17 protein-coding genes are annotated in these 21,179 nt (G+C 71.1%); 3 read left to right on the top strand and 14 right to left on the bottom strand.

Annotated elements, in window-relative coordinates; all coding sequences use genetic code 11:
* Window positions 1-334: 334 nt before the first annotated feature.
* The 9 genes from TR49_RS39525 to TR49_RS00450 form a co-directional block, all read right to left on the bottom strand.
* Window positions 335-1,267 (bottom strand): DsbA family protein, encoded by a 933-nt coding sequence (locus TR49_RS39525; protein WP_152626998.1) that lies wholly within the window; start codon window positions 1,265-1,267, stop codon window positions 335-337.
* A gap of 118 nt (window positions 1,268-1,385) precedes the next feature.
* Window positions 1,386-2,765, bottom strand: coding sequence for an ArnT family glycosyltransferase (locus TR49_RS00485; protein ID WP_236653152.1), 1,380 nt, complete (start codon window positions 2,763-2,765; stop codon window positions 1,386-1,388).
* A 214-nt stretch (window positions 2,766-2,979) separates the two neighbouring features.
* Window positions 2,980-4,881: a 1-deoxy-D-xylulose-5-phosphate synthase gene (gene dxs / locus TR49_RS00480; protein ID WP_042375922.1), complete on the bottom strand. Its 1,902-nt coding sequence runs from the start codon at window positions 4,879-4,881 to the stop codon at window positions 2,980-2,982.
* Between the two features lie 285 nt (window positions 4,882-5,166).
* On the bottom strand, window positions 5,167-6,402 hold the full coding sequence (locus TR49_RS00475; RefSeq protein WP_084724457.1) for a sugar ABC transporter permease: 1,236 nt from the start codon (window positions 6,400-6,402) through the stop codon (window positions 5,167-5,169).
* Window positions 6,403-6,431: 29 nt separating this feature from the next.
* The gene (locus tag TR49_RS00470; RefSeq protein ID WP_174501528.1) at window positions 6,432-7,220 is read right to left on the bottom strand and encodes an ATP-binding cassette domain-containing protein; all 789 of its coding nucleotides are present in this window, start codon (window positions 7,218-7,220) and stop codon (window positions 6,432-6,434) included.
* Between the two features lie 163 nt (window positions 7,221-7,383).
* Window positions 7,384-8,490, bottom strand: coding sequence for a sugar ABC transporter substrate-binding protein (locus tag TR49_RS00465; protein WP_042375920.1), 1,107 nt, complete (start codon window positions 8,488-8,490; stop codon window positions 7,384-7,386).
* 168 nt (window positions 8,491-8,658) lie between these two features.
* Complete coding sequence (locus TR49_RS00460; RefSeq protein ID WP_152627016.1) at window positions 8,659-9,831, bottom strand: ROK family transcriptional regulator; 1,173 nt, start codon at window positions 9,829-9,831, stop codon at window positions 8,659-8,661.
* Window positions 9,832-10,052: 221 nt separating this feature from the next.
* On the bottom strand, window positions 10,053-10,715 hold the full coding sequence (locus TR49_RS00455; protein ID WP_084724419.1) for an NUDIX hydrolase: 663 nt from the start codon (window positions 10,713-10,715) through the stop codon (window positions 10,053-10,055).
* Window positions 10,712-11,323: a TetR/AcrR family transcriptional regulator gene (locus TR49_RS00450; protein ID WP_236653151.1), complete on the bottom strand. Its 612-nt coding sequence runs from the start codon at window positions 11,321-11,323 to the stop codon at window positions 10,712-10,714. Before TR49_RS00450 ends, TR49_RS00455 begins: the two co-directional genes overlap by 4 nt.
* Before the next feature lie 117 nt (window positions 11,324-11,440).
* On the opposite strand from TR49_RS00450, the gene TR49_RS00445 reads away from it, so the two are divergent.
* Together TR49_RS00445 and TR49_RS00440 are read left to right on the top strand one after the other, a co-directional pair.
* The gene (locus tag TR49_RS00445) at window positions 11,441-12,322 is read left to right on the top strand and encodes a 3-hydroxybutyryl-CoA dehydrogenase (RefSeq protein WP_152626997.1); all 882 of its coding nucleotides are present in this window, start codon (window positions 11,441-11,443) and stop codon (window positions 12,320-12,322) included.
* Between the two features lie 101 nt (window positions 12,323-12,423).
* Complete coding sequence (locus tag TR49_RS00440) at window positions 12,424-13,017, top strand: TetR/AcrR family transcriptional regulator (protein WP_369405285.1); 594 nt, start codon at window positions 12,424-12,426, stop codon at window positions 13,015-13,017.
* Between the two features lie 25 nt (window positions 13,018-13,042).
* Here the strand turns inward: TR49_RS00440 and TR49_RS00435 are convergent, their stop codons facing one another.
* The 5 genes from TR49_RS00435 to TR49_RS00415 form a co-directional block, all read right to left on the bottom strand.
* Window positions 13,043-14,032 (bottom strand): LLM class flavin-dependent oxidoreductase, encoded by a 990-nt coding sequence (locus TR49_RS00435; RefSeq protein WP_042375915.1) that lies wholly within the window; start codon window positions 14,030-14,032, stop codon window positions 13,043-13,045.
* A gap of 99 nt (window positions 14,033-14,131) precedes the next feature.
* Window positions 14,132-14,503 carry a hypothetical protein gene (locus TR49_RS00430; protein WP_042375914.1) on the bottom strand — a complete coding sequence of 124 codons (372 nt, stop codon included), beginning with the start codon at window positions 14,501-14,503 and terminating at the stop codon, window positions 14,132-14,134.
* A 58-nt stretch (window positions 14,504-14,561) separates the two neighbouring features.
* Window positions 14,562-15,314: a Clp protease N-terminal domain-containing protein gene (locus tag TR49_RS00425; protein WP_042375913.1), complete on the bottom strand. Its 753-nt coding sequence runs from the start codon at window positions 15,312-15,314 to the stop codon at window positions 14,562-14,564.
* Window positions 15,315-15,461: 147 nt separating this feature from the next.
* Window positions 15,462-18,170, bottom strand: a complete 2,709-nt coding sequence (acnA, locus tag TR49_RS00420) for an aconitate hydratase AcnA (protein WP_042375911.1) — start codon at window positions 18,168-18,170, stop codon at window positions 15,462-15,464.
* 184 nt (window positions 18,171-18,354) lie between these two features.
* Window positions 18,355-19,803: an MFS transporter gene (locus tag TR49_RS00415; protein WP_042375909.1), complete on the bottom strand. Its 1,449-nt coding sequence runs from the start codon at window positions 19,801-19,803 to the stop codon at window positions 18,355-18,357.
* Between the two features lie 137 nt (window positions 19,804-19,940).
* Between TR49_RS00415 and TR49_RS00410 the strand changes: the two genes are divergently transcribed.
* A complete protein-coding gene (locus TR49_RS00410; protein ID WP_042375908.1) occupies window positions 19,941-20,894 on the top strand; it encodes a helix-turn-helix transcriptional regulator in 954 nt (317 codons plus the stop codon).
* The last annotated feature ends 285 nt before the right edge of the window (window positions 20,895-21,179 follow it).

The raw sequence follows: 21,179 nt of genomic DNA, 5'->3' as shown, positions 1-21,179 counted from the left end.
GCGCCGCAGCCTCCCGCCGGGTCTCCGGCCCCGCAGCCCGATGCCAGAGCAACCACCAACCGAGCCTGACGGCCGGGATGCGTCCACCGCCTCGGCAGCCGGGGCAGGCCCGGAGTCGGCCCGTCAGTTGCCGCCACCCAGCGGCCTGCCCGGACCGCCCGTTCCGGCCCTGCCGGCTCGCATGCGCGACGGCCTCCCGGCGGGTGTTCGGCTGCTCAGCCCCGTGGCGGCCCCCCGGACTGGCCGGGCGGGGTTCCGGGGCATGCCGAAGGCCCCGGCCGGGGGCCGGGGCCTTCGAGGGGGGCGGCGCCGCCGTAAGAGGCGGCTGCCTGCGTCAGGGGGTGACCGAGGCCGACGGGGAGACGCTCGCCGTCGGCTTCTTCTTGTCCTTCGCCGCCTTCGCCTTCGGGCTCGCCGAGGTGCTCGGGGTGACCGACGCCGACGGCGTCGCCGACGCGCCGTTGGTCACTGCGACGGAGGGCAGGTCCGTCGAGGTCGGGGTGGCCGAGACCGCCGCCGCCAGCACGCGGTCCTGAAGCTGCTTCGGGGTCAGCGACTGCGTCGCGGAGACGAGCGTCGTCGCGTTGGCGCCGCCGGCCGTGGCGTCAGCCGCGGACTGCATCAGCAGGACTGGGACCGCGCCCAGGTTCGCCGCGGTGAAGTCCTTGGTGGAGTCCTGCACCCAGACCTTGTGGTCGCCGTTGTTCACGCAGGCGCGGAACACGTCGGTGTCCAGGCCCTTGACCTTCTTGGCCAGGGTGATCAGGTTGCTCTTCGACGCGAACGCGTCGTCCGACTCGGCCGGCTGGTGGTCCAGCAGGATCGCCCGGTAGTTGGGGAACTGCTTCGCGTCCAGCGCGCAGGCCAGCGCGTTGCCCGCCTGGAGCGAGCCGCTGCCGCCCTGGGTCCGGTCCACGCCGGTGGTCTCGTGGTAGTAGACGTTGGCCACGCCGGAGGCGACCAGCTGGCGCAGGGTCGCGCCGTAGGTGTTCTCGAAGGCCAGCGTCGCGGGGTCGCGCATGTCCTCGTAGACGGTCAGGGTGACGGCCGCGTGGCCGTACTCCGGGACGGCCAGCGCGCTCTCGCCGACCGCGCCGGCCGGAGGCGCCAGCTGGGTCTCCTTGTGGGCCCGCACCACGGAGCCGATCAGGCCCGCGACCACGAAGATCGCGACGACCATACCGCCGGCCACGAGCCAGCGTCGCCACGGCGTCCTGCGAACTGACGCCCCCGCCGGCTGCGGGTTGTTGTCCGTGGAGCTCTTCACTTCCACCTGTCCTCGACTACTCGGTCCGTGCTGTGTATCCGACTGGCCTACTGCTCAGTTCGGCGGACGGGGGTCAGCCTCTCATGCGAACGTGTGAAGGCTTCAACTGGATCATGGGTCAACGCCCCCGCAACCGGTAGATCACCGCGCCTCCGGCGGTTCCGACCCGCTCGTAGCGGGCCGCGAGCAGATCCCGGATCGGCGGGACGGCCTCAGGGGCGTACGGGGCGCCCTGGGAGTCGTCCACGACGAGCGCGGGTGGGTGCTGCTCCACCTCGCGCTCGAAGGTCGCCCAGGAGCCCGCCACGGCCTTCTGGACCCCCACGCCCCTGCCGCCGCGGCCGCCGGCGAAGTTGGTGAGCAGCCCGGCGGTCAGATAGCGGCTCGCGGGGGCACGGTCGGCGAGCCAGTAGATCTCCGGGTGCATGCCCCAGACCAGCACGCGTTGCTGCGGGCCGGTGTCGGCGTCGACGGCCTGCGCGACCGTCCGCACCCGCGTCACCGGCTGCGTCGACGCAGTCAGGCCGAGCGCGACGAAGACCGCCGCCGCGACCGCCGTCCAGGCGAGCGCGGCCCGGGTCCAGCGCGGCTCGGCGGCCCGGTGCAGGGCCCCGGCGCACAGCAGGGCCAGCGGTGGGACGAGCTGGAGGTAGTAGTGACCGAAGAAGTGGAACCCGACGACGACGCCGACGGCGGAGCCGGCCAGCCACAGCCACACGTCGGCGTCCTCGCGCAGCGAGACCCGCAGTCGGCGGACGAGCAGGATCACCGCCGGGACGACGGCGGCGAGCATGATCCCGGCGTTCCCGGCGGCCCGTCCCAGCGCGGTCGCCCAGGCGCCGTCGAGCGAGGCGTAGTCGCCGGAGCCGGAGACGACCCAGAAGAGGAAGTTCTTCGGGCCGGTCAGCAGGGCGAGCACGGCGACGGGGACGGCGAAGCCGAGGCCCAGCCGCAGGACGGCGCCGGAGCGCCGGTCGTCCCGCCACAGCAGGTAGAGGGCGGGGAGCAGGACCACTCCACCGGTCTGCTTCACCATCGCCGCGAGGGCGGCGGCGACCCCCGCACCGGCCCAGCGTCCGGTGCTCGCGCACCAGAACGCGGCGGCGGTGGCGGGCAGCATGAAGACCTCGAAGGTCGCCGCCTGGGTGTCCTCCGGCGCGAGCGCGACGCTGAGCAGCACGGTGAGCAGCCCCGCGACCGTCCCGGCCGCGTCGCCCCAGCGGCGGCGGGCGACGGCGGCGGTGAACAGCGCCGTCGCAAGGCAGGCGAGGACCGCTAGGACGCGCAGCGGCCACAGCGAGTCCGAACCGAGGAGCGCGAACGTGCCCTGGTAGAGCCACGGCAACAGCGGCGGCTTGCGGTCCACCACGTCGACGTAGAGCGTCCCGCCGTGCGCGAGCATCCGCGCCTCGGTCGCGAGGTACCCCTCGTCTGGGTTCCAGAAGGCCCGCGTGAACGCGGGAAGGTGGACGAGCAGGGTTACCGCGGCGAGAAGCACCACCTCAGAGGCGCGGGACCCGCTCAGGAGGCGGCTCCGCCGCAGGGCGCGAGCAACCGACCGGTGCGGATGGCCCTGCACGTCGGGGACCATCCGCCCGTCAGACGGGGGCACCCCCGACCGAAGGCCGGGGGATTGTCGCGCCCCGCGGCGGAGCCGCTTGTCAGCCACGTCCCGCGCCCCTGGAGAGTGCAACTCAATCGCGCGCCAGAGCTCAGAGCACCGTCGCGGGGTCCAGGGAGACCTTGGCGAGGAGGGCGGCTGCCTTCTCCGCCACGCCCTCGGCGGTGAGGCCGATCTCCTGGAGGATCTCGTCGCGGGTCGCGTGGTCGAGGAACTCCTGCGGGATCCCCAGATCCCGGAGCGGGACGTCGACGCCCGCGTCGCGCAGGGCCTGCGCGATCGTCGCGCCGACGCCGCCGACGCGGCCGTTGTCCTCGACGGTGATGACCGCGCGGTGCCGCGCCGCCAGCGGCGCGAGCTCGGGGTCGACGGGCTTGACCCAGCGGGGGTCGACGACCGTCACGGCGATGCCCTGCGCGGCGAGCTTCTCCGCCGCGTCGAGGCAGGTCTGCGCCATCGCGCCGACCGAGACGATGAGGACGTCCGCGTCGGCGCCGTCGACGCTGCCGTCCCGCAGGACGTCCATGCCGCCGACCCGGCCGACGGCCGCGACCGCGGGGCCGACGTTGCCCTTGGAGTAGCGGACGACCGTCGGCGCGTCCTCAACCCCGACGGCCTCGCGCAGCTGCGCGCGCAGCTGGTCGGCGTCGCGCGGGGCGGCCAGGCGCAGGCCGGGGACGACCTGAAGGATCGACATGTCCCACATGCCGTTGTGGGAGGCGCCGTCCGAGCCGGTGACACCGGCTCGGTCGAGTACGAACGTCACGCCGCACCGGTGCAGCGCGACGTCCATCAGCACCTGGTCGAAGGCGCGGTTGAGGAAGGTCGCGTAGACGGCGACGACGGGGTGCAGACCGCCCGTGGCGAGGCCCGCGGCCGACACGGCGGCGTGCTGCTCGGCGATGCCGACGTCGTAGATGCGGTCCGGGAACTCCTTGGCGAAGGGCGCCAGGCCGACCGGGTGGAGCATGGCGGCGGTGATGCCGACCACGTCCTTGCGCTCGCGGCCGATGGCGACCATCTCCTCGCCGAAGACGGAGGTCCAGTCCTGACCCGCCGTCTTCACCGGGAGGCCGGTGTCGGGGTGGATGACGGGGACCGCGTGGAAACGGTCCTCCTCGTTCTGCTCGGCGGCGCGGTAGCCGCGGCCCTTCTGGGTGATGCAGTGCACGATGACCGGCCCGCCGAAGCCCTTGGCGCGCTTGAGCGCCGACTCCAGTGCCGAGACGTCGTGGCCGTCGATCGGGCCGACGTACTTCAGGCCCAGGTCCTCGAACATGCCCTGCGGGGCGATGAAGTCCTTGAGGCCCTTCTTGGCGCCGTGCAGGGTCTCGAACAGCGACTGGCCGACGACGGGCGTGCGCTGCAGCGCGTCCTTGCCCCAGGACAGGAAACGCTCGTAGCCCTGGGTGGTGCGCAGCGTGGCGAGGTGGTTGGCCAGGCCGCCGATGGTCGGCGAGTAGGAGCGCTCGTTGTCGTTGACGACGATGATGACCGGGCGGTCGCTCTCGGCGATGTTGTTCAGCGCCTCCCAGGCCATGCCACCGGTCAGCGCACCGTCGCCGATGACGGCGACGACCGTGCGGTCGGCGTGGCCGAGCTGCTGGTTGGCCTTGGCCAGGCCGTCGGCGTAGCCGAGGACCGTGGAGGCGTGCGAGTTCTCGATGACGTCGTGCTCGGACTCGCTGCGCGAGGGGTAGCCGGAGAGGCCGCCCTTGCTGCGCAGGCGGCTGAAGTCCTGACGGCCGGTGAGGATCTTGTGGACGTAGGACTGGTGCCCGGTGTCGAAGAGGATCCGGTCCTTCGGCGACTCGAAGACGCGGTGCAGGGCGAGGGTCAGCTCGACGACGCCGAGGTTGGGGCCGAGGTGGCCGCCCGTCTTCGAGACCTCCTCGACCAGGAAGCCACGGATCTCCTCGGCCAGCACGGCCAGCTGTCCCGGGCTGAGACGGTCCAGATCGCGCGGTCCCCGAATGCGGGTCAGCAGGGCCACCCGTTCCTCCTCTATCTCTGTCCGGCGCCGGGCGTCTTCGCCCGGTGCCCTCTCCCACCCGGGCAGCCGTGGACGCCCAAGTCCGCTCAGTCTAGTTGTCCTCTGCACGCGCGCGACCGCCCGGCACCGGAGCGGTATCGGTGCCGGGCGGTCATTTTGCGTTCCGTCAGCCCCGTGACCGGCTCTCCCCCTCAAGAGAACCGAACACGTTGCGGAGGGCGGACGGCGTTTCGCGCGTCCTTTCGGGGGATGGCCGGCGGTGCGGGCCACCCCCCGAGCGGGACGTCAGGCGCGTCCCGAGGACTTCTGGGTGCGCCGGGACAGCGAGTCGACGACCACGGCGGCGAGCAGCACGCCACCGGTGATCATGTACTGGATGTCCAGGGTCAGGCCGAGCATGTAGAGGCCGGCGTTGATCGACTCGATCACCAGCATGCCGAGCAGGGCGGACCAGACCCGGCCGCGGCCACCGAAGAGCGAGGTGCCGCCGATGACGGCCGCGGCGATGGCCATCATCAGGTTGTTCGGGTCGCCACCGGCCTGGCCGGCCGCGTTGGTGGTGGCCGCGATGGCCAGACCGCCGAGCGCGGCGAAGGTGCCGGAGATCGCGTAGACGGAGATCCGGATGGCCGGGACGGAGATACCGGCGCGGCGGCTCGCCTCGATGTTGCCACCGACGGCGAAGATCTTGCGGCCGTAGCTGGTGCGGCGCAGCACGAAGTCGCAGACGATCAGCAGCGCCAGGAAGAGCACCAGCGCGTTCGGCACGCCGCTGGCCTGGTTGAGCACGTAGGCCGCGCCGAAGGCGCCGATCGCCAGCAGCACCGCGCGCAGCACGATCTCGCTGGTCGGCTTGAACGGGACGCCGGAGGAGCGGCGGCGGCGCTGCTCGCTGAAGCCGCCGAAGAGCAGCGACGCGACGGCGAGCACGGCCAGGATGTAGGCGCCGGAGATGTCCCCGCCGAGGAAGTAGGAGTTCCCGGAGAGGAAGTGGTTGAGGCCCTTGTCGTCCAGGTTGATGGTGCCGGAGTTGCCCAGCAGCCACAGCATCACGCCCTGCCAGGCCAGGAAGCCGGCCAGGGTCACGATGAAGGCCGGCACGCCGATCTTGGCGAAGATGAAGCCGTGCAGCGCGCCGATGGCGGCGCCGGTCAGCAGCGTGAGCAGCACCGAGAGCCACGGGTCGACGTGTTCGTTGACCGACAGCACGGCGTAGACGGCGGCGGCCAGACCGCTGACGGCGCCGACCGAGAGGTCGATCTCGCCGAGCAGCAGCACGAAGACCAGGCCGACGGCGAGCAGGCCGATGCCGACCATGTAGTAGGCGATGAACTCGGCCGTCGAGGCGGCGAAGTACTTGCCGTCGTTGAGGCTGAAGACCAGCCAGATGACGATCAGGCCGATGATGACCGGCAGCGAGCCGAGGTCGCCGCCGCGGACCTTGCGGACGAACTCGTTGAGGTAGCCCGAGAGACCGGACTCGCGCTGGAGCAGCCGCGGGTCGACGGCCGGGCCCGGCATCGTGGGCGAGGTGGTCTTGGTGTGGTTGCTCACTTCGCGGCCTCCGCCGTGCGCGCCGCGCGTCGGGTCACCGCGTTCTCGGTGGCGCCGGTGATGGCGGCGATGATGGTCTCCTGCGTGGTCTGCTGCACCGGGAAGGTGCCGTTGTTCTTCCCGAGGCGCAGGACCGCGACGGTGTCCGCGACGGCGCGGACGTCGGCCATGTTGTGGCTGATCAGGATGACGCCGAGGCCGCGCTCACGCAGCCGCTCGACCAGGTCGAGGACCTGCGCGGTCTGCTCGACGCCGAGCGCGGCGGTCGGCTCGTCCAGGATGACGATCTTCGGCTCGCCGATCAGCGAGCGGGCGATCGCGACGACCTGTCGCTGTCCACCCGACAGGGACGCGATCGGGATGCGGACGGACGGGATGCGGATGGACAGGGTGTCCAGCAGCTCGCGCGCCTTCTGCTCCATGGCGACCTCATCGAGGGTGCCGCGGCGCTTCAACTCACGCCCGAGGAACAGGTTGTTGACGACGTCCAGGTTGTCGCAGAGGGCGAGGTCCTGGTAGACGGTCGCGACGCCGAGGTGCTGGGCGTCCTGCGGCCGGTTGATGTGGACCGGGCGTCCCTCCCACTCGATCTGGCCGTCATCGATGGGGTGCACCCCAGCGATGGTCTTGACCAGGGTGGACTTACCGGCGCCGTTGTCACCGACCAGCGCCACCACCTCTCCGGCGTGGACCTCCAGCTCGACGTCGGTCAGGGCCTGGACGGCGCCGAACCGCTTGGAGACTCCGCGCAACGCCAGTACGGGCGCGCTTGTCACGTGAACCAACTCCTTCTCCCCACCCGGTGCCTCGGGTGGGATGCCGCGCCAGCCCTGGCGCCTGCGAGGTCGTGCGTAAAGCCTTGAATGGAATGTCCCGCGTCCGCCCGCACACGGGAATCCCGTGTGCGGGCGGATATCTGACCAGTCGTCGGGACTACGTCCGGACTTCTTACTGCAGGCCCGCGGCCTTGCAGGCGGTGGCGAAGTCCGAGGTGCAGATCTGCGAGACGGTGTAGAGGCCGTCGGCGACGACGGTGTCCTTGATGTTCGCCTTGGTCAGCAGGACCGGGGTGAGCAGGTCGGACGGGACCGTGTTGCCGGAGAGGCTGGTCTTGGTGGCGGTGGCGACCGAGGTGATGGACTGGCCGTTCAGCAGGTCGACGGCGAGCGTGGCGGCCGCCTCGGCCTCCGGCTTGTAGGCCTTGTAGACCGTGTACGCCTGGGTGCCGGCCACGATGCGCTGGACCGCGTCGAGCTGGGCGTCCTGGCCACCGATCGGGGCCTTGACGCCCGCGTTCTTCATCGAGGTGACGATACCGGCGGCCATGCCGTCGTTGGCGGAGTAGACGCCCGCGACGTTCTTCGCACCGAGCTGGTTGAAGGCGGCGGTGGCCTTCTGCGCGGCCACGTCGGGCTTCCACAGACCGGAGGCGTCGTAGGCGATGTCGACCTTGCCCTGGACGGCGGTGGTGAAGCCCTTCTTGAAGTCGGCGGCGTTCGGGTCGGCCGAGTCGCCGTCGATCTCGACGACCTTGGCGGACGCGGTCGCGGCGGAGCCCATGGCCTGGAGCAGGCCCTGGCCCTGCAGCTCGCCGACCTTCTCGTTGTCGAAGGAGACGTAGGCGTCGACCGGGCCCTGGGCCAGGCGGTCGTAGGCGACGACCTTGATGCCCTTGTCGTGGGCGGCCTGGACGGAGGCCTTGATCTGGGCCGAGTCCTGGGCGTCGATCACGAGGACCTTGACGCCCTGGTTGATCATCGTCTGGACCTGCTGCGCCTGGGTCTGGGCGCTGCCACCGGCGTTGGCGTACTGGACGGTGACGTTCGGGGCCAGGGCCTTGACCTTGGCCTCGAACAGCGGCTTGTCGAACTGCTCGTACCGGGTGGTGGTGTTCTCGGGGAGCAGCAGGCCGATGGCCTGGGAGCCGCCGGCGGCGGAGCTGGAGGAAGAAGACGAGCTGGCGTTGGAGCTGCCGGCCTTGCCACAAGCGGCCAGGCCGAGCGCGATGGAAACGGCGGTGGTTACCACGACCGTGCGGCGCAGAGTGCTGTTCATCGTTTGGGGTGCCTCCCTGACGCGGTCGCCACACTGCGACCGAGGTGTGAGGAGTCAACCCCGCACCCCAGGCTGACGTCAATAATTAAAGTCGATGAACAGGCGATCCGAATCCATTCGTTATCTTCCTGAAGACATGGCGGCAACCAAGCCCCCGGAATGCGGACATCACCCCGTGGTCAATGCGTTGGAATCGCTCATTTCGGACATGACCAACGCCAAGGCTCCAAGGACCTCAGCCCTTCCGCCCAACGTTCCGGGCACGACCGACAGTTGCCGCGCGGCGCTCGGGATGGCGTAGCGGGCCACGGACTCCCTTATCGGGTCGAGCACCAGGTCCCCCGCCTCGGCCAGGTCGCCGCCGAGGATGACCCGGCGCGGGTTCAGCAGGTTGCAGAGGTTGGCGACGCCGGTGCCGATCTGACGGCCGGCGTCCGCGATCACGCGGCGGCAGCCGAGGTCGCCGCGCTGGGCCAGCTGCACCACCTTCGGCATGCTCAGGTCCGCGCCGTGGCTCTGCTGCAGCAGCGCGAGGATGTGCCGGGCGCTGACGAAGGTCTCCAGGCAGCCGCGGTTGCCGCAGCGGCAGACCGGGCCCGCCTCGTCCAGGGTGATGTGGCCGATCTCGCCGGCCGTGCCGCCGGGACCCCGGTAGATCTGCCCGGCGATCACCAGGCCGGCGCCGACGCCGCTGGACACCTTGATGTAGGCGAGGTCCGAGAGCCCGCGGCCGGCGCCCCAGACCAGCTCGCCCAGTGCGCCGAGGTTCGCGTCGTTGTCGACGAGCACGGCCATGCCGAGGCGACGGGAGAGCTCCTGCGCCGGCGCGATGCCGGTCCAGCCCGGCAGGATCGCGGTCGAGCCGAGCGCGCCGGTCTCCACGTCGATCGGCCCGGGGACGCCGAGCCCGACGCCGATGACCTTCTCGGCGGGAAAGCCGGTCTGCTCCAGCAGCCGTGCCACCAACTGCTCGGCGCGGCCGAAGCCCTGGTCGGCGGAGGCGTCGGTGTCGATCGGCTCGCTCTCCTCCGCCAGCACCCGGTGGGCCAGGTTGCCGATGGCCACCCGCAGGTGGGAGTGGCCGAAGTCGACGCCGACCACGATGCCCGCGTCCGCGCTGAGCGAGACGCTGCGGGCGCGGCGTCCGCCGGAGGAGGTGGGCGTGACCACCACCGTCCCGGCCTCGCTGAGCTCACGGACGATGTTGGAGACCGTCGCGGCGGAGAGCCCCGTGCTCCGCGCGATCTCGGCCTGGGTCAGCGATCCGGCCATCCGGACGGCCCGGAGCACACGCTCCAGGTTGGCCCGGTGCAGCGACGACTGTGAACCCGGCGTTTCCACGGACATGATCGATCCATCCTCCCCGCGCCCTTGCGGCGGAGACCTGTTCGCGGCCTGCTTTCGGCCTTGAATACAACTTCTGAACTTCAAGCAGAGCCAATGGGATGAAGTCGTGTCAAGGCTGAAGGGAAAGAGATGCCCGAAACGTTGCGGAAGCGCGCCGGTGCTGCCCCGAGCGGCACGGGGGAGGGCGAAGGCAAGCGCTGCCTTCGGGCAGCCGCTCAGGTGCGCGCGAACTCCGGCTCGTCCAGATCGCTCACCCGGGTGTGCCGACCGAGCAGCGCCACCTCGCGGAACTGCCACAACAGCGCGCCGGTCGGCGCGTGCACGACCATGTTGCGGCGCAGCGGCATCTGCAGCAGCCGGCCGCCGTCGCGCGTCTCCCGCCAGCGCGGCACGTCCGCGTCGCAGAGCCGGGCGAGCGGGATGCGGTGCAGCGAGTGCACCTCGCGCGGGCAGCGGCGCAGCCGCGCGGGCGGTGCGTCGAGCAGCACCACGACCGGGGTGATCACGAAGCCGGTGCCCGCGAGGTAGTCGTCCAGCAGGCCGGCCACGGCGGAGGCGGGGGCCTCGACGCCGGTCTCCTCGGCGAGTTCACGCAGGGCGGTCCGGACGGAGGTCTCCCCCGGCTCGACCCGGCCGCCGGGCAGCGCCCACTGCCCGGCGTTGCGGCCCCGGGCCGCGCGCTTGATCATCAGCAGCTGCGGCCCGGTCGGCGACGGCAGCACGCAGACCGCGACGGCGGCGGCACGCTCGCCCACGGCCGAGCGACGCGGGAAGGCGGCGAGGTTGCGGCGGATCGCGTCGTGGTCGGCGCCGGGCTGCGGCTGGGGCCGCTCGGGGTGCGGCCGGGGCTCGGGCTGCGCGGCGGCGTCCGCGCTCATGCGGGTTCCGGGAAGGTGCGCCCGTCGGCGAGCAGTTCCCGCTGGACATAGCCGATCAGCAGCTCCCGCATCACCGAGACGGTCATGCCGGGGCGACCGGTGAGCACCTGGATCGCGGCGCCGTCCGTGAGCGCGGTCAGGTGGACGGCCAGCTCCTCCGGCGACACGTCCGCACGGAAGACGCCCTGCCTCTGGCCGCGCCGGACGATCCGCACCACGGTCTGGTGCCAGCGGGCGTAGAACTCGTTGTGCGCGGGCCGGAACTCCGGCCGGACCACGGCCTCGGCCCAGTACTGGAGCCAGATCGACCACTCGTCACGCACCCGGCCCGTCCGGGGCAGCTGCATGTCGATCAGCTTGAGCAGCCGCTCGTGGGCGTCGTCGATGGCGCGCAGCTCCCGGCTCTGCCGGATGAACGCCTGCTCGACGCAGTGCTTCAGCGCCTGCGTCAGCACGTCGTCCTTGCCCGGGAAGTAGTAGTGCACCGTGCCCGTGCTGGTGCCGCACACCTTGGCGATGTCGCTGATCCGCACGGCGTGGAAGCCCCGCTCGGCGATCAGCTGCCAGGTGGCCTCCAGGATCGCTCCCCGCCGGTCCTCGTCCGTCATACAGATCATCCTACTGACGCATCAGTCAGACACAAGACTCCCCTTGACACTGGGCGCATCCAGCGGGCTAACTGACGCATCAGTCAAACAACGGATCCTGCTGCACGGAGGTCTGAGATGAACCAGCCCGTCCACCGCGTCGGAGTCGTCGGCGCCGGACTGATGGGCTCCGGCGTGGCCGAGGTCTGCGCCCGCGCCGGACTCGACGTCCTGGTCGGCGAGATCGACGCGGACGCGCTGGCCGCCGGGCGCGGACGCGTCGAGCACTCGCTCGCCCGCGCAGTCCGCGGCGGCCGGCTGAGCGAGCCGGAGCGCGAGAAGGCCCTCGGCCGCCTGCGCTGGACCACCGACCTGTCCGACTTCGCCGACCGGGAGCTGGTGGTGGAGGCGGTCGCCGAGTCCGAGCGGATCAAGACCGAGGTCTTCGCGCGGCTGGACCGGGCCGTCGAGGACCCGGACGCGATCCTCGCCTCCAACAGCTCCTCGATCCCCATGGTCAAGCTCGCGACGGCGACCTCACGACCGGGCCAGGTCATCGGCATCCACTTCTTCAACCCGGTGCCGGTCCTGCCGCTGGTCGAGCTCGTTCCCTCGCTCCTCACCTCCGAGCGGACCGCGCAGCGCGCCGAGGCGTTCGTCACCGGTGTCCTGGCCAAACACGTGATCCGCTCCGGCGACCGGGCGGGCTTCGTCGTCAACGCGCTGCTGGTGCCCTATCTGCTCTCCGCGATCCGGATGCTGGAGTCCGGCTTCGCCTCGGCCGAGGACATCGACCAGGGCATGGTGCAGGGCTGCGCACACCCGCTGGGTCCGTTGGCACTCGCCGACCTGATCGGGCTGGACACCGTGCAGGCGATCGCCGAGTCGATGTACGCGGAGTACAAGGAGCCGCTGCACTCGGCACCGCCGCTGCTGGCGCGGATGGTGCAGGCAGGCCTGCTGGGCCGCAAGTCCGGCCGCGGCTTCCACGACTACGCGGCAACCCCCAAAGGAACGTGAGAAGAACTCACGTTAGTGGCTCGCCAAGGCCGCACTCGATCAGGCAGAGTGAGGCCATGCACGTTCCCGCGCCATCCGAAGGCAGCGTCCGTCGTCGGCCCGTGCAGCGACGCAGTCAGGAGCGCTTCGACCGCATCCTCGATGCCACCGCGCGCCTGCTCGACGAGGTCGGCTACACCGCGCTGACCACCAAGGAGGTCGCCCGTCGCGCGGAGGTGCCGATCGGCACGCTCTACCAGTTCTTCCCCGGAATCGACGGACTGCTGGGCGCGCTCGCCGAGCGCAACCTCGAACACTTCATGGACCGGCTCACCCGGCGCATGGAGGCGGAGCGGCCCTCCGACATCGCGACCATGGTCGACCTCGCGGTGGAGGAGTACGTCGCCATGCACCGCGCCGTGCCCGGCTTCGGCGTCGTTGACTTCGGGGCGGTCGGCCGCGAGGACGCGCAGAGCGTCCACCTGCTCGATTCGGTACTGGAGAACAACGCGGCGGTCGCCGACCGGCTCTGGGCCCTCCTCGGCGATCTCATCGGCGGCGAGGACCGCGCGGCCGCCCGCATCTCCCTGCAGGTCGCACTGGAGTGCGCGGACGCGGTCCTGCGCCTCGCCTTCCGCCAGGACGCCGAGGGCGACCCGGTGCTCATCGCCGAGTGCAAGAAGCTCCTGCGGGGCTACCTGACCGCCCCGGACTGAGGCGTGAAGCAGTCGGGCGCGATGCTCAGGGGCGGATCCGCGGCATCACTTCGTCCGTGAAGAGGCGCAGGCTCTCCCAGCCCGCCTCCACCGGCATGCCGCCGCACATCGGGTGCAGCAGCAGGGTGCCCATCGGACCCTCCGCCTCGGCGACCGCCACGCACTCCTGCGGGGTCAGGCAGCAGTAGACGCCCTCCGCGCGGAGCTGGTCGACCGTCAGTGCCCGTGTGGCCACGGCCGAGCGGATGTCGGGCGTCTGCCAGGAGGCGTAGGTGCTGGCCTCGTGGAGGAAGTGCTCGCCGTACCGCGCCCAGGCGCGGTCGGGGTCCTCGGTGCAGTGGATCATCCGGGTGCGCTCCGGCGGCAGCAGGACGAAGCCCTCGTGCCAGTCTGCCGCCGCAGCCAACGACTCGTAGTACTCGACCAGTTCGGGCAGGTAGGCGGCGGTGAACAGCGGCAGCCGCAGCCGGACCGCGCGCCGGGCGGCGGCCTTGGACGAGCCGCCGACGATCAGCGGCGGATGCGGCGCGGTCAGCGGCGGCGGGGTGAGCCGCACCGTGCGCCCGCGGTACTCGAACTCCTCCCCCGTCCAGGCCGCCACCAGCGCGGCCAGCACCTCGTCCTGGATCCGACCGCGCTCCTTCCACGCGACGCCCATCAGCTCGTACTCGGCCGGCCGGTAGCCGAGCCCCGCGACGGTGGTGACCCGCCCGTCGCTGAGGTGGTCCAGCACGGTGAGCTCCTCGGCCAGCCGCAGTGGGTCGTACAGCGGCGTGATCAGCGCGCACAGCATCATCGGGATGCGGCTGGTGGCCCCCGCGATCGCCGCCGCGGTCGCGATGGGCGCCGGGCTCCAGCCGTCGACGACGCCGTGGTGCTCCTCCAGGGTGATCAGGTCGAAGCCGTTCGCCTCGGCGTGCGCGGCCATCTCGACGGTGGCGCGATAGCGGGCGGCGACATCCTTGCGGTCCAGGCCGGGCGCGACCTGGTTGAAGCGCAGCGTGGTGACCGTCACGGGCTTGTCCCTTCCGGCGTCCGACAACTGACGATGCGTCAGTCCTCGGCATGGGTACCACCGCGCACACAAGAGAACAAGCGTCTGCGCGCTCCACCGTCAGAGCTTGGGCACCCATCGCACGCCCGAGAGGGCGTCCTCGACCAACTGCACCTGGCGGGCCAGGACGCTGAGCCTGGCGCCCTCCTCCGCGTAGGCGCGGAGGCGCTCCTCGATGGCATGGGGCTCGAAGTGGTCGGCGAGCTCCACCCGGGCACGCGAGTAGGCGGTGCGGGCGACCTGGAGCGAGCCGTCGGTGAGGTAGCGGACGTCCCGGGCGAGCATCAGCGGGTGCTTGTAGAGCACGTGGTACCGCCGCCACTCGCCCGGCACCTGGTCGTAGAGCCACCTGCGCGCAGACTCCTCCCAGCCGGGGCTGCCAGGGGGCTGCACGCGCTCCGGCCAGCCGGGAGGGACGGGCGAGGTGTTCACTCCACCAGTATAGGAACAGATTTTCGATTTTTTCGCCCTGCTAGATCATGCACGTCGCTCAGAGGCCCGCCGCACCGAGGCGGTGTTCGATGCCATCGAGGCGCTGGGCGAGCTGGCGCAGCAGGGATTCGGTGCCGGGCGGGGTCGTGTTCTGGCGAGCCTGGGCGAAGCCGGCCATCGCGGTGGTGATCGCGCGGCGGACCGCGGCGGCATCCAGGCCGGCGGCGGCGAGGAGGTGGCCCGCGCCGCTCTGCTCCTCGGCGAGCAGGCCGAGCAGGAGGTGCTCGCAGCCGATGTAGTTGTGGCCGAGGTCGAGCGCCGCCTCCAGCGCGGCGCCGATCGCGCTGCGGGCGGGCATGGTGAGGCCCGTCCAGAAGCCGCCCGCCGCGCCCGCCGCCCCGGTCGCGTTCGGCAGCGGCTCCTCCGCGGTGCTCGCCAGCGCGGCCTCGCGCAGCGCGTCGGGCTCCTCGCCGAGCGCGGGCAGCAGCCGGACCCCGAGGTTGCCGCCCTCGTCGATCAAGCCGACGAGCAGGTGCCGCGTGCCGACCGGCCCCTCCCCCGCGGCCTGGTGGGCAAGCTCGACCGACGCCTTGAGCCGGTCCGTCATCCGACCGGCGAGACGCGCGGCCAGTTCCGGACGGGCGTCCGGGTCGAAGCCCGGGTCGCGCAGCAGGGCGACGCCCTTGCGGGCGAGCGTCACCGCCTGGACGGCGTCGGCCAGTGCCTTCTGGCACACGGCCGAGACGGGGATCTCGGCGGCCTTCACCGCGGCGGCGAGGTCGTCGGGCAGATAGACGTTGATCTTGGGCATGCGTGCCTCCGGGAGACGTTCGCTATGGCCTAACCCCATACAGGGTTACATCTGGGGTTAGGCCAGTCAACGCCCTGTCAGGAAAACGCCGAACGGCCCTGCTCCCGAGGGGAGCAGGGCCGTTCGCGCGGATGCGGCGGCGCGCGCTTACTTGATCAGCGAGCGCAGCACGTACTGCAGGATGCCGCCGTTGCGGTAGTAGTCCGCCTCGCCGGGGGTGTCGATCCGGACCTTGGCGTCGAAGGAGACGCCGGAGTCCGTGGTGACCTTGACGGTCTTCGGGGTGCGTCCCTCGTTCAGCTCGGTGACGCCCGCGAAGGAGAAGGTCTCCTCGCCGGTGAGGCCGAGGGAGTCGGCCGTGTGGCCCTCCGGGAACTGGAGCGGCAGCACGCCCATGCCGATCAGGTTCGAGCGGTGGATGCGCTCGTAGGACTCGGCGATGACCGCCTTGACGCCGAGCAGCGCGGTGCCCTTGGCCGCCCAGTCGCGGGACGAGCCGGAGCCGTACTCCTTGCCGGCCAGGACGACCAGCGGGGTGCCGGCGGCCTGGTAGTTCTGCGAGGCGTCGTAGATGAACGACACCGGGCCGTCGGCCTGGGTGAAGTCGCGGGTGTAGCCGCCCTCGGTGCCCGGCGCGATCTGGTTGCGCAGGCGGATGTTGGCGAAGGTGCCGCGGATCATGACCTCGTGGTTGCCACGGCGCGAGCCGTAGGAGTTGAAGTCACGCTTCTCGACGCCGTTGGCCTTGAGGTACTCGGCCGCCGGGGTGCCGTCCTTGATGTTGCCGGCCGGGGAGATGTGGTCGGTGGTGACCGAGTCGCCCAGCTTGGCCAGGACACGGGCGCCGGCGATGTCGGTGACCGGAGCCGGCTCGTGCGCCATGCCCTCGAAGTACGGGGGCTTGCGGACGTAGGTGGACTCGGCGTCCCACTCGAAGGTGTTGCCGGTCGGCACCTGCAGGGACTGCCAGCGGTGGTCGCCCGCGAAGACGTCCGCGTAGTCCTTGGTGAACATGTCCTGGTCGATCGAGGTCGCGATGACGTCCGCGACCTCCTGCTCGGTCGGCCAGATGTCGTGCAGGTAGACCGGGTTGCCCTCGGCGTCGGCGCCCAGCGCGTCGCGGGTGATGTCGACGTTCATGTTGCCCGCGATGGCGTAGGCGACCACCAGCGGCGGCGAGGCCAGGTAGTTCATCTTGACGTCGGGGTTGATCCGGCCCTCGAAGTTGCGGTTGCCGGAGAGCACCGACACGACGGCCAGGTCGTGGTCGTTGACGGTCTTGGAGACCTCCTCGGGCAGCGGGCCCGAGTTGCCGATGCAGGTGACGCAGCCGTAGCCGACCAGGTTGAAGCCCAGCTTCTCCATGTACGGGAGCAGGCCGGCCTTCTCGTAGTAGTCCATGACGACCTTGGAGCCCGGCGCCAGCGTGGTCTTGACCCACGGCTTGACGGTCAGGCCCTTCTCCACGGCCTTCTTGGCCAGCAGGGCGGCGCCCAGCATGACCGAGGGGTTGGAGGTGTTGGTGCAGGAGGTGATCGAGGCGATCACGACCGCGCCGTTGTCGATCTCGTAGGTCGAGCCGTCGGGGGCGGTGACCACGGAGGGGTTGTGGATGCCGTTGGCGGCGGCCGGGGCGTCGGAGGCCGGGAAGGACTCCTCGCCCGCCTCGTCCGAGGTGGTGATGTAGTCACGCACGGCAGAGCGGAACTTGGTGGCCGCCTCGGCCAGGATCACGCGGTCCTGCGGGCGCTTCGGGCCGGCGATCGACGGCACGACGGTGGCCAGGTCCAGCTCCAGGTACTCGGAGTAGACCGGCTCCTGCGCCGGGTTGTGCCAGAGGCCCTGCTCCTTGGCGTAGGCCTCGACGAGCGCCAGCTGCTGCTCGCTGCGGCCGGTCAGGCGCAGGTAGTTGATGGTCTCGCCGTCGATCGGGAAGATCGCGCAGGTCGAGCCGAACTCCGGCGACATGTTGCCGAGGGTGGCACGGTTGGCCAGCGGCACGGAGCCGACGCCGTCACCGTAGAACTCGACGAACTTGCCGACGACGCCGTGCTTGCGCAGCATCTCGGTGATGGTGAGCACCAGGTCGGTGGCGGTGGCGCCGTCCGGCAGCGCGCCGGTGAGCTTGAAGCCGACCACGCGCGGGATCAGCATGGAGACCGGCTGGCCCAGCATGGCCGCCTCGGCCTCGATGCCGCCGACGCCCCAGCCCAGCACGCCCAGGCCGTTGACCATGGTGGTGTGCGAGTCGGTGCCGACGCAGGTGTCGGGGTAGGCCTGGCCGTTGCGGACCATGACGGTGCGGGCCAGGTACTCGATGTTGACCTGGTGCACGATGCCGGTGCCCGGCGGGACGACCTTGAACTCGTCGAACGCGGTCTGGCCCCAGCGCAGGAACTGGTAGCGCTCCTTGTTGCGGCCGTACTCGATCTCGACGTTCTGGGTGAACGCGTCCTTGGTGCCGAACTTGTCGGCGATGACCGAGTGGTCGATGACCATCTCGGCCGGGGCCAGCGGGTTGATCCGGGAGGGGTCGCCGCCGAGCTCCTTGACGGCCTCACGCATGGTGGCCAGGTCGACGACACAGGGCACGCCGGTGAAGTCCTGCATGATCACGCGGGCGGGGGTGAACTGGATCTCCTCGCTGGGCTCCGCGTTCGGGTCCCAGCCGCCGAGCGCCCGGATGTGGTCGGCGGTGATGTTCGCGCCGTCCTCGGTGCGGAGCAGGTTCTCCAGCAGGATCTTCAGGCTGTAGGGAAGGCGGGCGGCGCCCTCGACCTTGTCGAGCTTGAAGATCTCGTACGACTCGTCGCCCACCTGCAGCGTGCTGCGGGCGTCGAAGCTGTTCGCGGACACGACTTCTCCCTGTGTTCTGGGTCTTCCGGGCGCGCTGCTCACGCGATCCAAGTCGAGTGTAGCGGCAGATATCTTGATGTCGAGATACCACCCTAATACACGCCGGGTCATCGTGCGAAACCGGGCGGCCGGGCTGTCCGCGACGTGTCGCGCACAGCCCGGCCGCCCGGTGCGGAAAGGGGTGTCAGCCGACGAGAACCCGCTGGTCGGCGGAGTCTGCCGCTGCGTCGGCACCGGCCTCGGCGGCGTGCGCGCCGCGCTTCGGCAGGGCGGCCATCAGGACGGTGACCACGGCCAGCGCGCCGACCATCCAGAACATCGCGTGACCGAAGGAGCGGACCACCGTCGAACCGGTGAAGGCGACGGAGACCAGAGCCAGACCGAAGGCGTTGCCGAGCTGGTTGGTGGTGTTGATCAGCCCCGACGCCGAACCCGCGTGCTGCTTCGGGACCTCGGACAGGACCGCGTCCGTCAGCGGCGAGAAGATCATGCCCATCCCGGCGCCCATGACCAGCAGCGGCAGCGCCATCTGCCAGGAGTGGATGCCCTGGCCGTAGCGGTAGGCCTCGCCGATGTAGAGGAGCGCGCCCGCGGCGGTGGTCAGCGCGCCGAGCTGGAGCACCCTGCGGCTGCCCAGGCGCGGCACCAGCAGCTGGACCGACATCCCGGCGGCGGCGGAGCAGGCGACGGTGAACGGAAGGCCGGTGAGCCCTGCGTGCAGCGGGGTCCAGCCGAGGCCGATCTGCATGTACAGCGTCCAGACCAGGAAGAAGATGCCCATCCCGGCGCCGAAGACCAGCTGGACGCCGACTCCGGCAGCGAAGCTGCGCGCCCTGAACAGGCTCAGCTCGACCAGCGGCGAGCCGTCCTTGGCGCCCTTGAACCGCTCGCACCGGACGAAGCCGCCGAGCGTCGCGAGACCGGCCGCCATCAGCGCCCAGCCCCACACCGGCCAGCCGTTCTCCCGGCCCTGGACCAGCGGGTACATCACCATCAGCAGACCGGCGGTGGCCAGGGCGACCCCGGTCAGGTCCAGCTTCAGCGCGTGCGGCGCCTTCGACTCGTCGATGAAGCGGCGGCCGAGGAGCAGGCCCGCGATGCCGAAGGGCAGGTTGATCAGGAAGATCGGCCGCCACTCGAGACCGAACAGGTTCCACGTCGTCAGCACCGCGCCGAGCAGCGGGCCGGTGACGGCGGCGAGGCCGATGATCGCGCCGAACATCCCGAAGACCTTGCCGCGCTCCTCGCCGCTGAACGTCGCGTGGATGATCGAGAGCACCTGCGGCACCATCAGCGCGGCGGTCGCGCCCTGCAGCATGCGCGTGGCGACCAGCATCTCCGGGTTGGCGGCCAGGCCGCACAGGAGGGAGGCGGCGGTGAAGCCGGCGGTACCGATCAGGAAGACGCGCTTGCGGCCGTAGATGTCACCGAGACGACCGCCGGTGATCAGACCGACCGCGAAGGCGAGCGCGTAGCCGGCCGTGATCCACTGGATCGCGCTGAAGCCGGCGCCGGTGTCGCGCTGGATGCTCGGAATGGCGATGTTGACGATCGTCGCGTCCACCAGGTCCATGAAACTGGCCGTCATGACGACGGCGAGGGCGATCCACCGCCTGCGATCCGTGGTGCTCATCTGTTCTTCTCCCCTGCCGCTTGCCTGCCACTTGCAGCTGCCTGCTGCCTGCTGCCTGCTGTTCTCGCGTTGACAGGACCTAAGCTATGCGGGATATAGGACAGGTCTTGTCCTAGTGGTCGCGGACTCTGGAAAACATGATGGACACCTCGGCACGACTGTTGAATCTGCTCTCCTTGCTGCAGACACCGCGGGAGTGGTCGGGCACGGAGCTCGCCGACCGGCTCGAGGTCAGCACCCGTACCATTCGCCGCGACGTCGACCGCCTGCGGGACCTCGGCTATCCGGTCGAGGCCACCATGGGCTCCGTCGGCGGCTACCGGCTGGTCGCGGGCCGCGCGCTGCCGCCGCTGCTGCTCGACGACGAGGAGGCCGTCGCCATCGCGGTCGGCCTGCGCGCGGCAGCGGGCAGCGCGGTCGACGGCATCGAGGACGCGTCCCTGCGCGCGCTGACGAAACTGGAGCAGGTCCTGCCCTCACGCCTGCGCTACCGCGTGGGCGCGCTGGGCGCCGCCGTGGTCACCATGACGGGCGGCGGCCCTCGGGTCGAACCGGCCGTGCTGACGGTGATCGCGGGCGCGATCACCAACCACGAACGCGTCCGCTTCTCCTACCGCGCGGCGGACGGCGCGGAGACGCGCCGCCACGTCGAACCGCAGCGCCTGGTGGCGACCGGACGCCGCTGGTACCTGGTCGCCTGGGACCTGGACCGCGACGACTGGCGCCTCTTCCGCGTGGACCGCCTCCTCACTCCGACCGCGACGGGCGCCCGCTCGACCGCCCGAGAGCTGCCCGCCTCGGACGCGGCGGCCTTCGTCCAGGACAAGCTGCGCCGGATGTGGCCGTCCTCCCCGGTGGTGGTCGACTTCGACGCGGACCCGGACCTGCTCCGCTCGAAGCTCGGCCAAGCCCCGGGCGAGGTCACCCAACTGCCCGACGGCCGCGCCCGCTGGAGCGCCGACGCAGACCGCCTCGACTGGATGGCGGTCCGGCTGCTGATGCTCGACCTGCCCTTCACCGTCCAGTCGCCCCCAGCGCTTGTCGACCAGCTCCGCACCCTCGGCAACCGGGCGCGAGAGGCTACGGCCTAGCGGCGGCTCGGGCGTCAGTGCGGAGCGCTGGCGTCTGCGGCGTGACTGACGCACACCGCGTCCGCGACGCCTCCGCCCTCCACGCCTTCGGCACCCGGGAACCGCTGCTGAGGATCCTTCGGGAGACCAATGCGGAGGCGCCGGCCGCACCCGGCGGGCGCCTGACGGGACGAACCGGCTCGCACAGGTGGAGCCTCCGCACCGCGCCGCACCTCCCGCAGCTCGGAAGCGCACAGCCGGCTGCGGACAGCCGGGACGAGCACGAAGGGGTCAACCGGGTGCGCG

Source organism: Streptacidiphilus melanogenes (assembly GCF_000787835.1).
Classification (GTDB): Bacteria; Actinomycetota; Actinomycetes; order Streptomycetales; family Streptomycetaceae; genus Streptacidiphilus; species Streptacidiphilus melanogenes.
This window is presented reverse-complemented; position numbering and strand designations above follow the sequence as displayed.

Excerpts from the sequence above, each read along its gene's own strand:
- TR49_RS00475 (WP_084724457.1), bottom strand. The coding sequence starts at position 6,402 with ATGCCGGGCCCGGCCGTCGACCCGCGGCTGCTCCAGCGCGAGTCCGGT.
- TR49_RS00465 (WP_042375920.1), bottom strand. The coding sequence starts at position 8,490 with ATGAACAGCACTCTGCGCCGCACGGTCGTGGTAACCACCGCCGTTTCC.
- TR49_RS00455 (WP_084724419.1), bottom strand. The coding sequence starts at position 10,715 with ATGAGCGCGGACGCCGCCGCGCAGCCCGAGCCCCGGCCGCACCCCGAG.
- TR49_RS00450 (WP_236653151.1), bottom strand. The coding sequence starts at position 11,323 with ATGACGGACGAGGACCGGCGGGGAGCGATCCTGGAGGCCACCTGGCAG.
- TR49_RS00445 (WP_152626997.1), top strand. The coding sequence starts at position 11,441 with ATGAACCAGCCCGTCCACCGCGTCGGAGTCGTCGGCGCCGGACTGATG.
- TR49_RS00425 (WP_042375913.1), bottom strand. The coding sequence starts at position 15,314 with ATGCCCAAGATCAACGTCTATCTGCCCGACGACCTCGCCGCCGCGGTG.
- TR49_RS00415 (WP_042375909.1), bottom strand. The coding sequence starts at position 19,803 with ATGAGCACCACGGATCGCAGGCGGTGGATCGCCCTCGCCGTCGTCATG.
- TR49_RS00410 (WP_042375908.1), top strand. The coding sequence starts at position 19,941 with ATGATGGACACCTCGGCACGACTGTTGAATCTGCTCTCCTTGCTGCAG.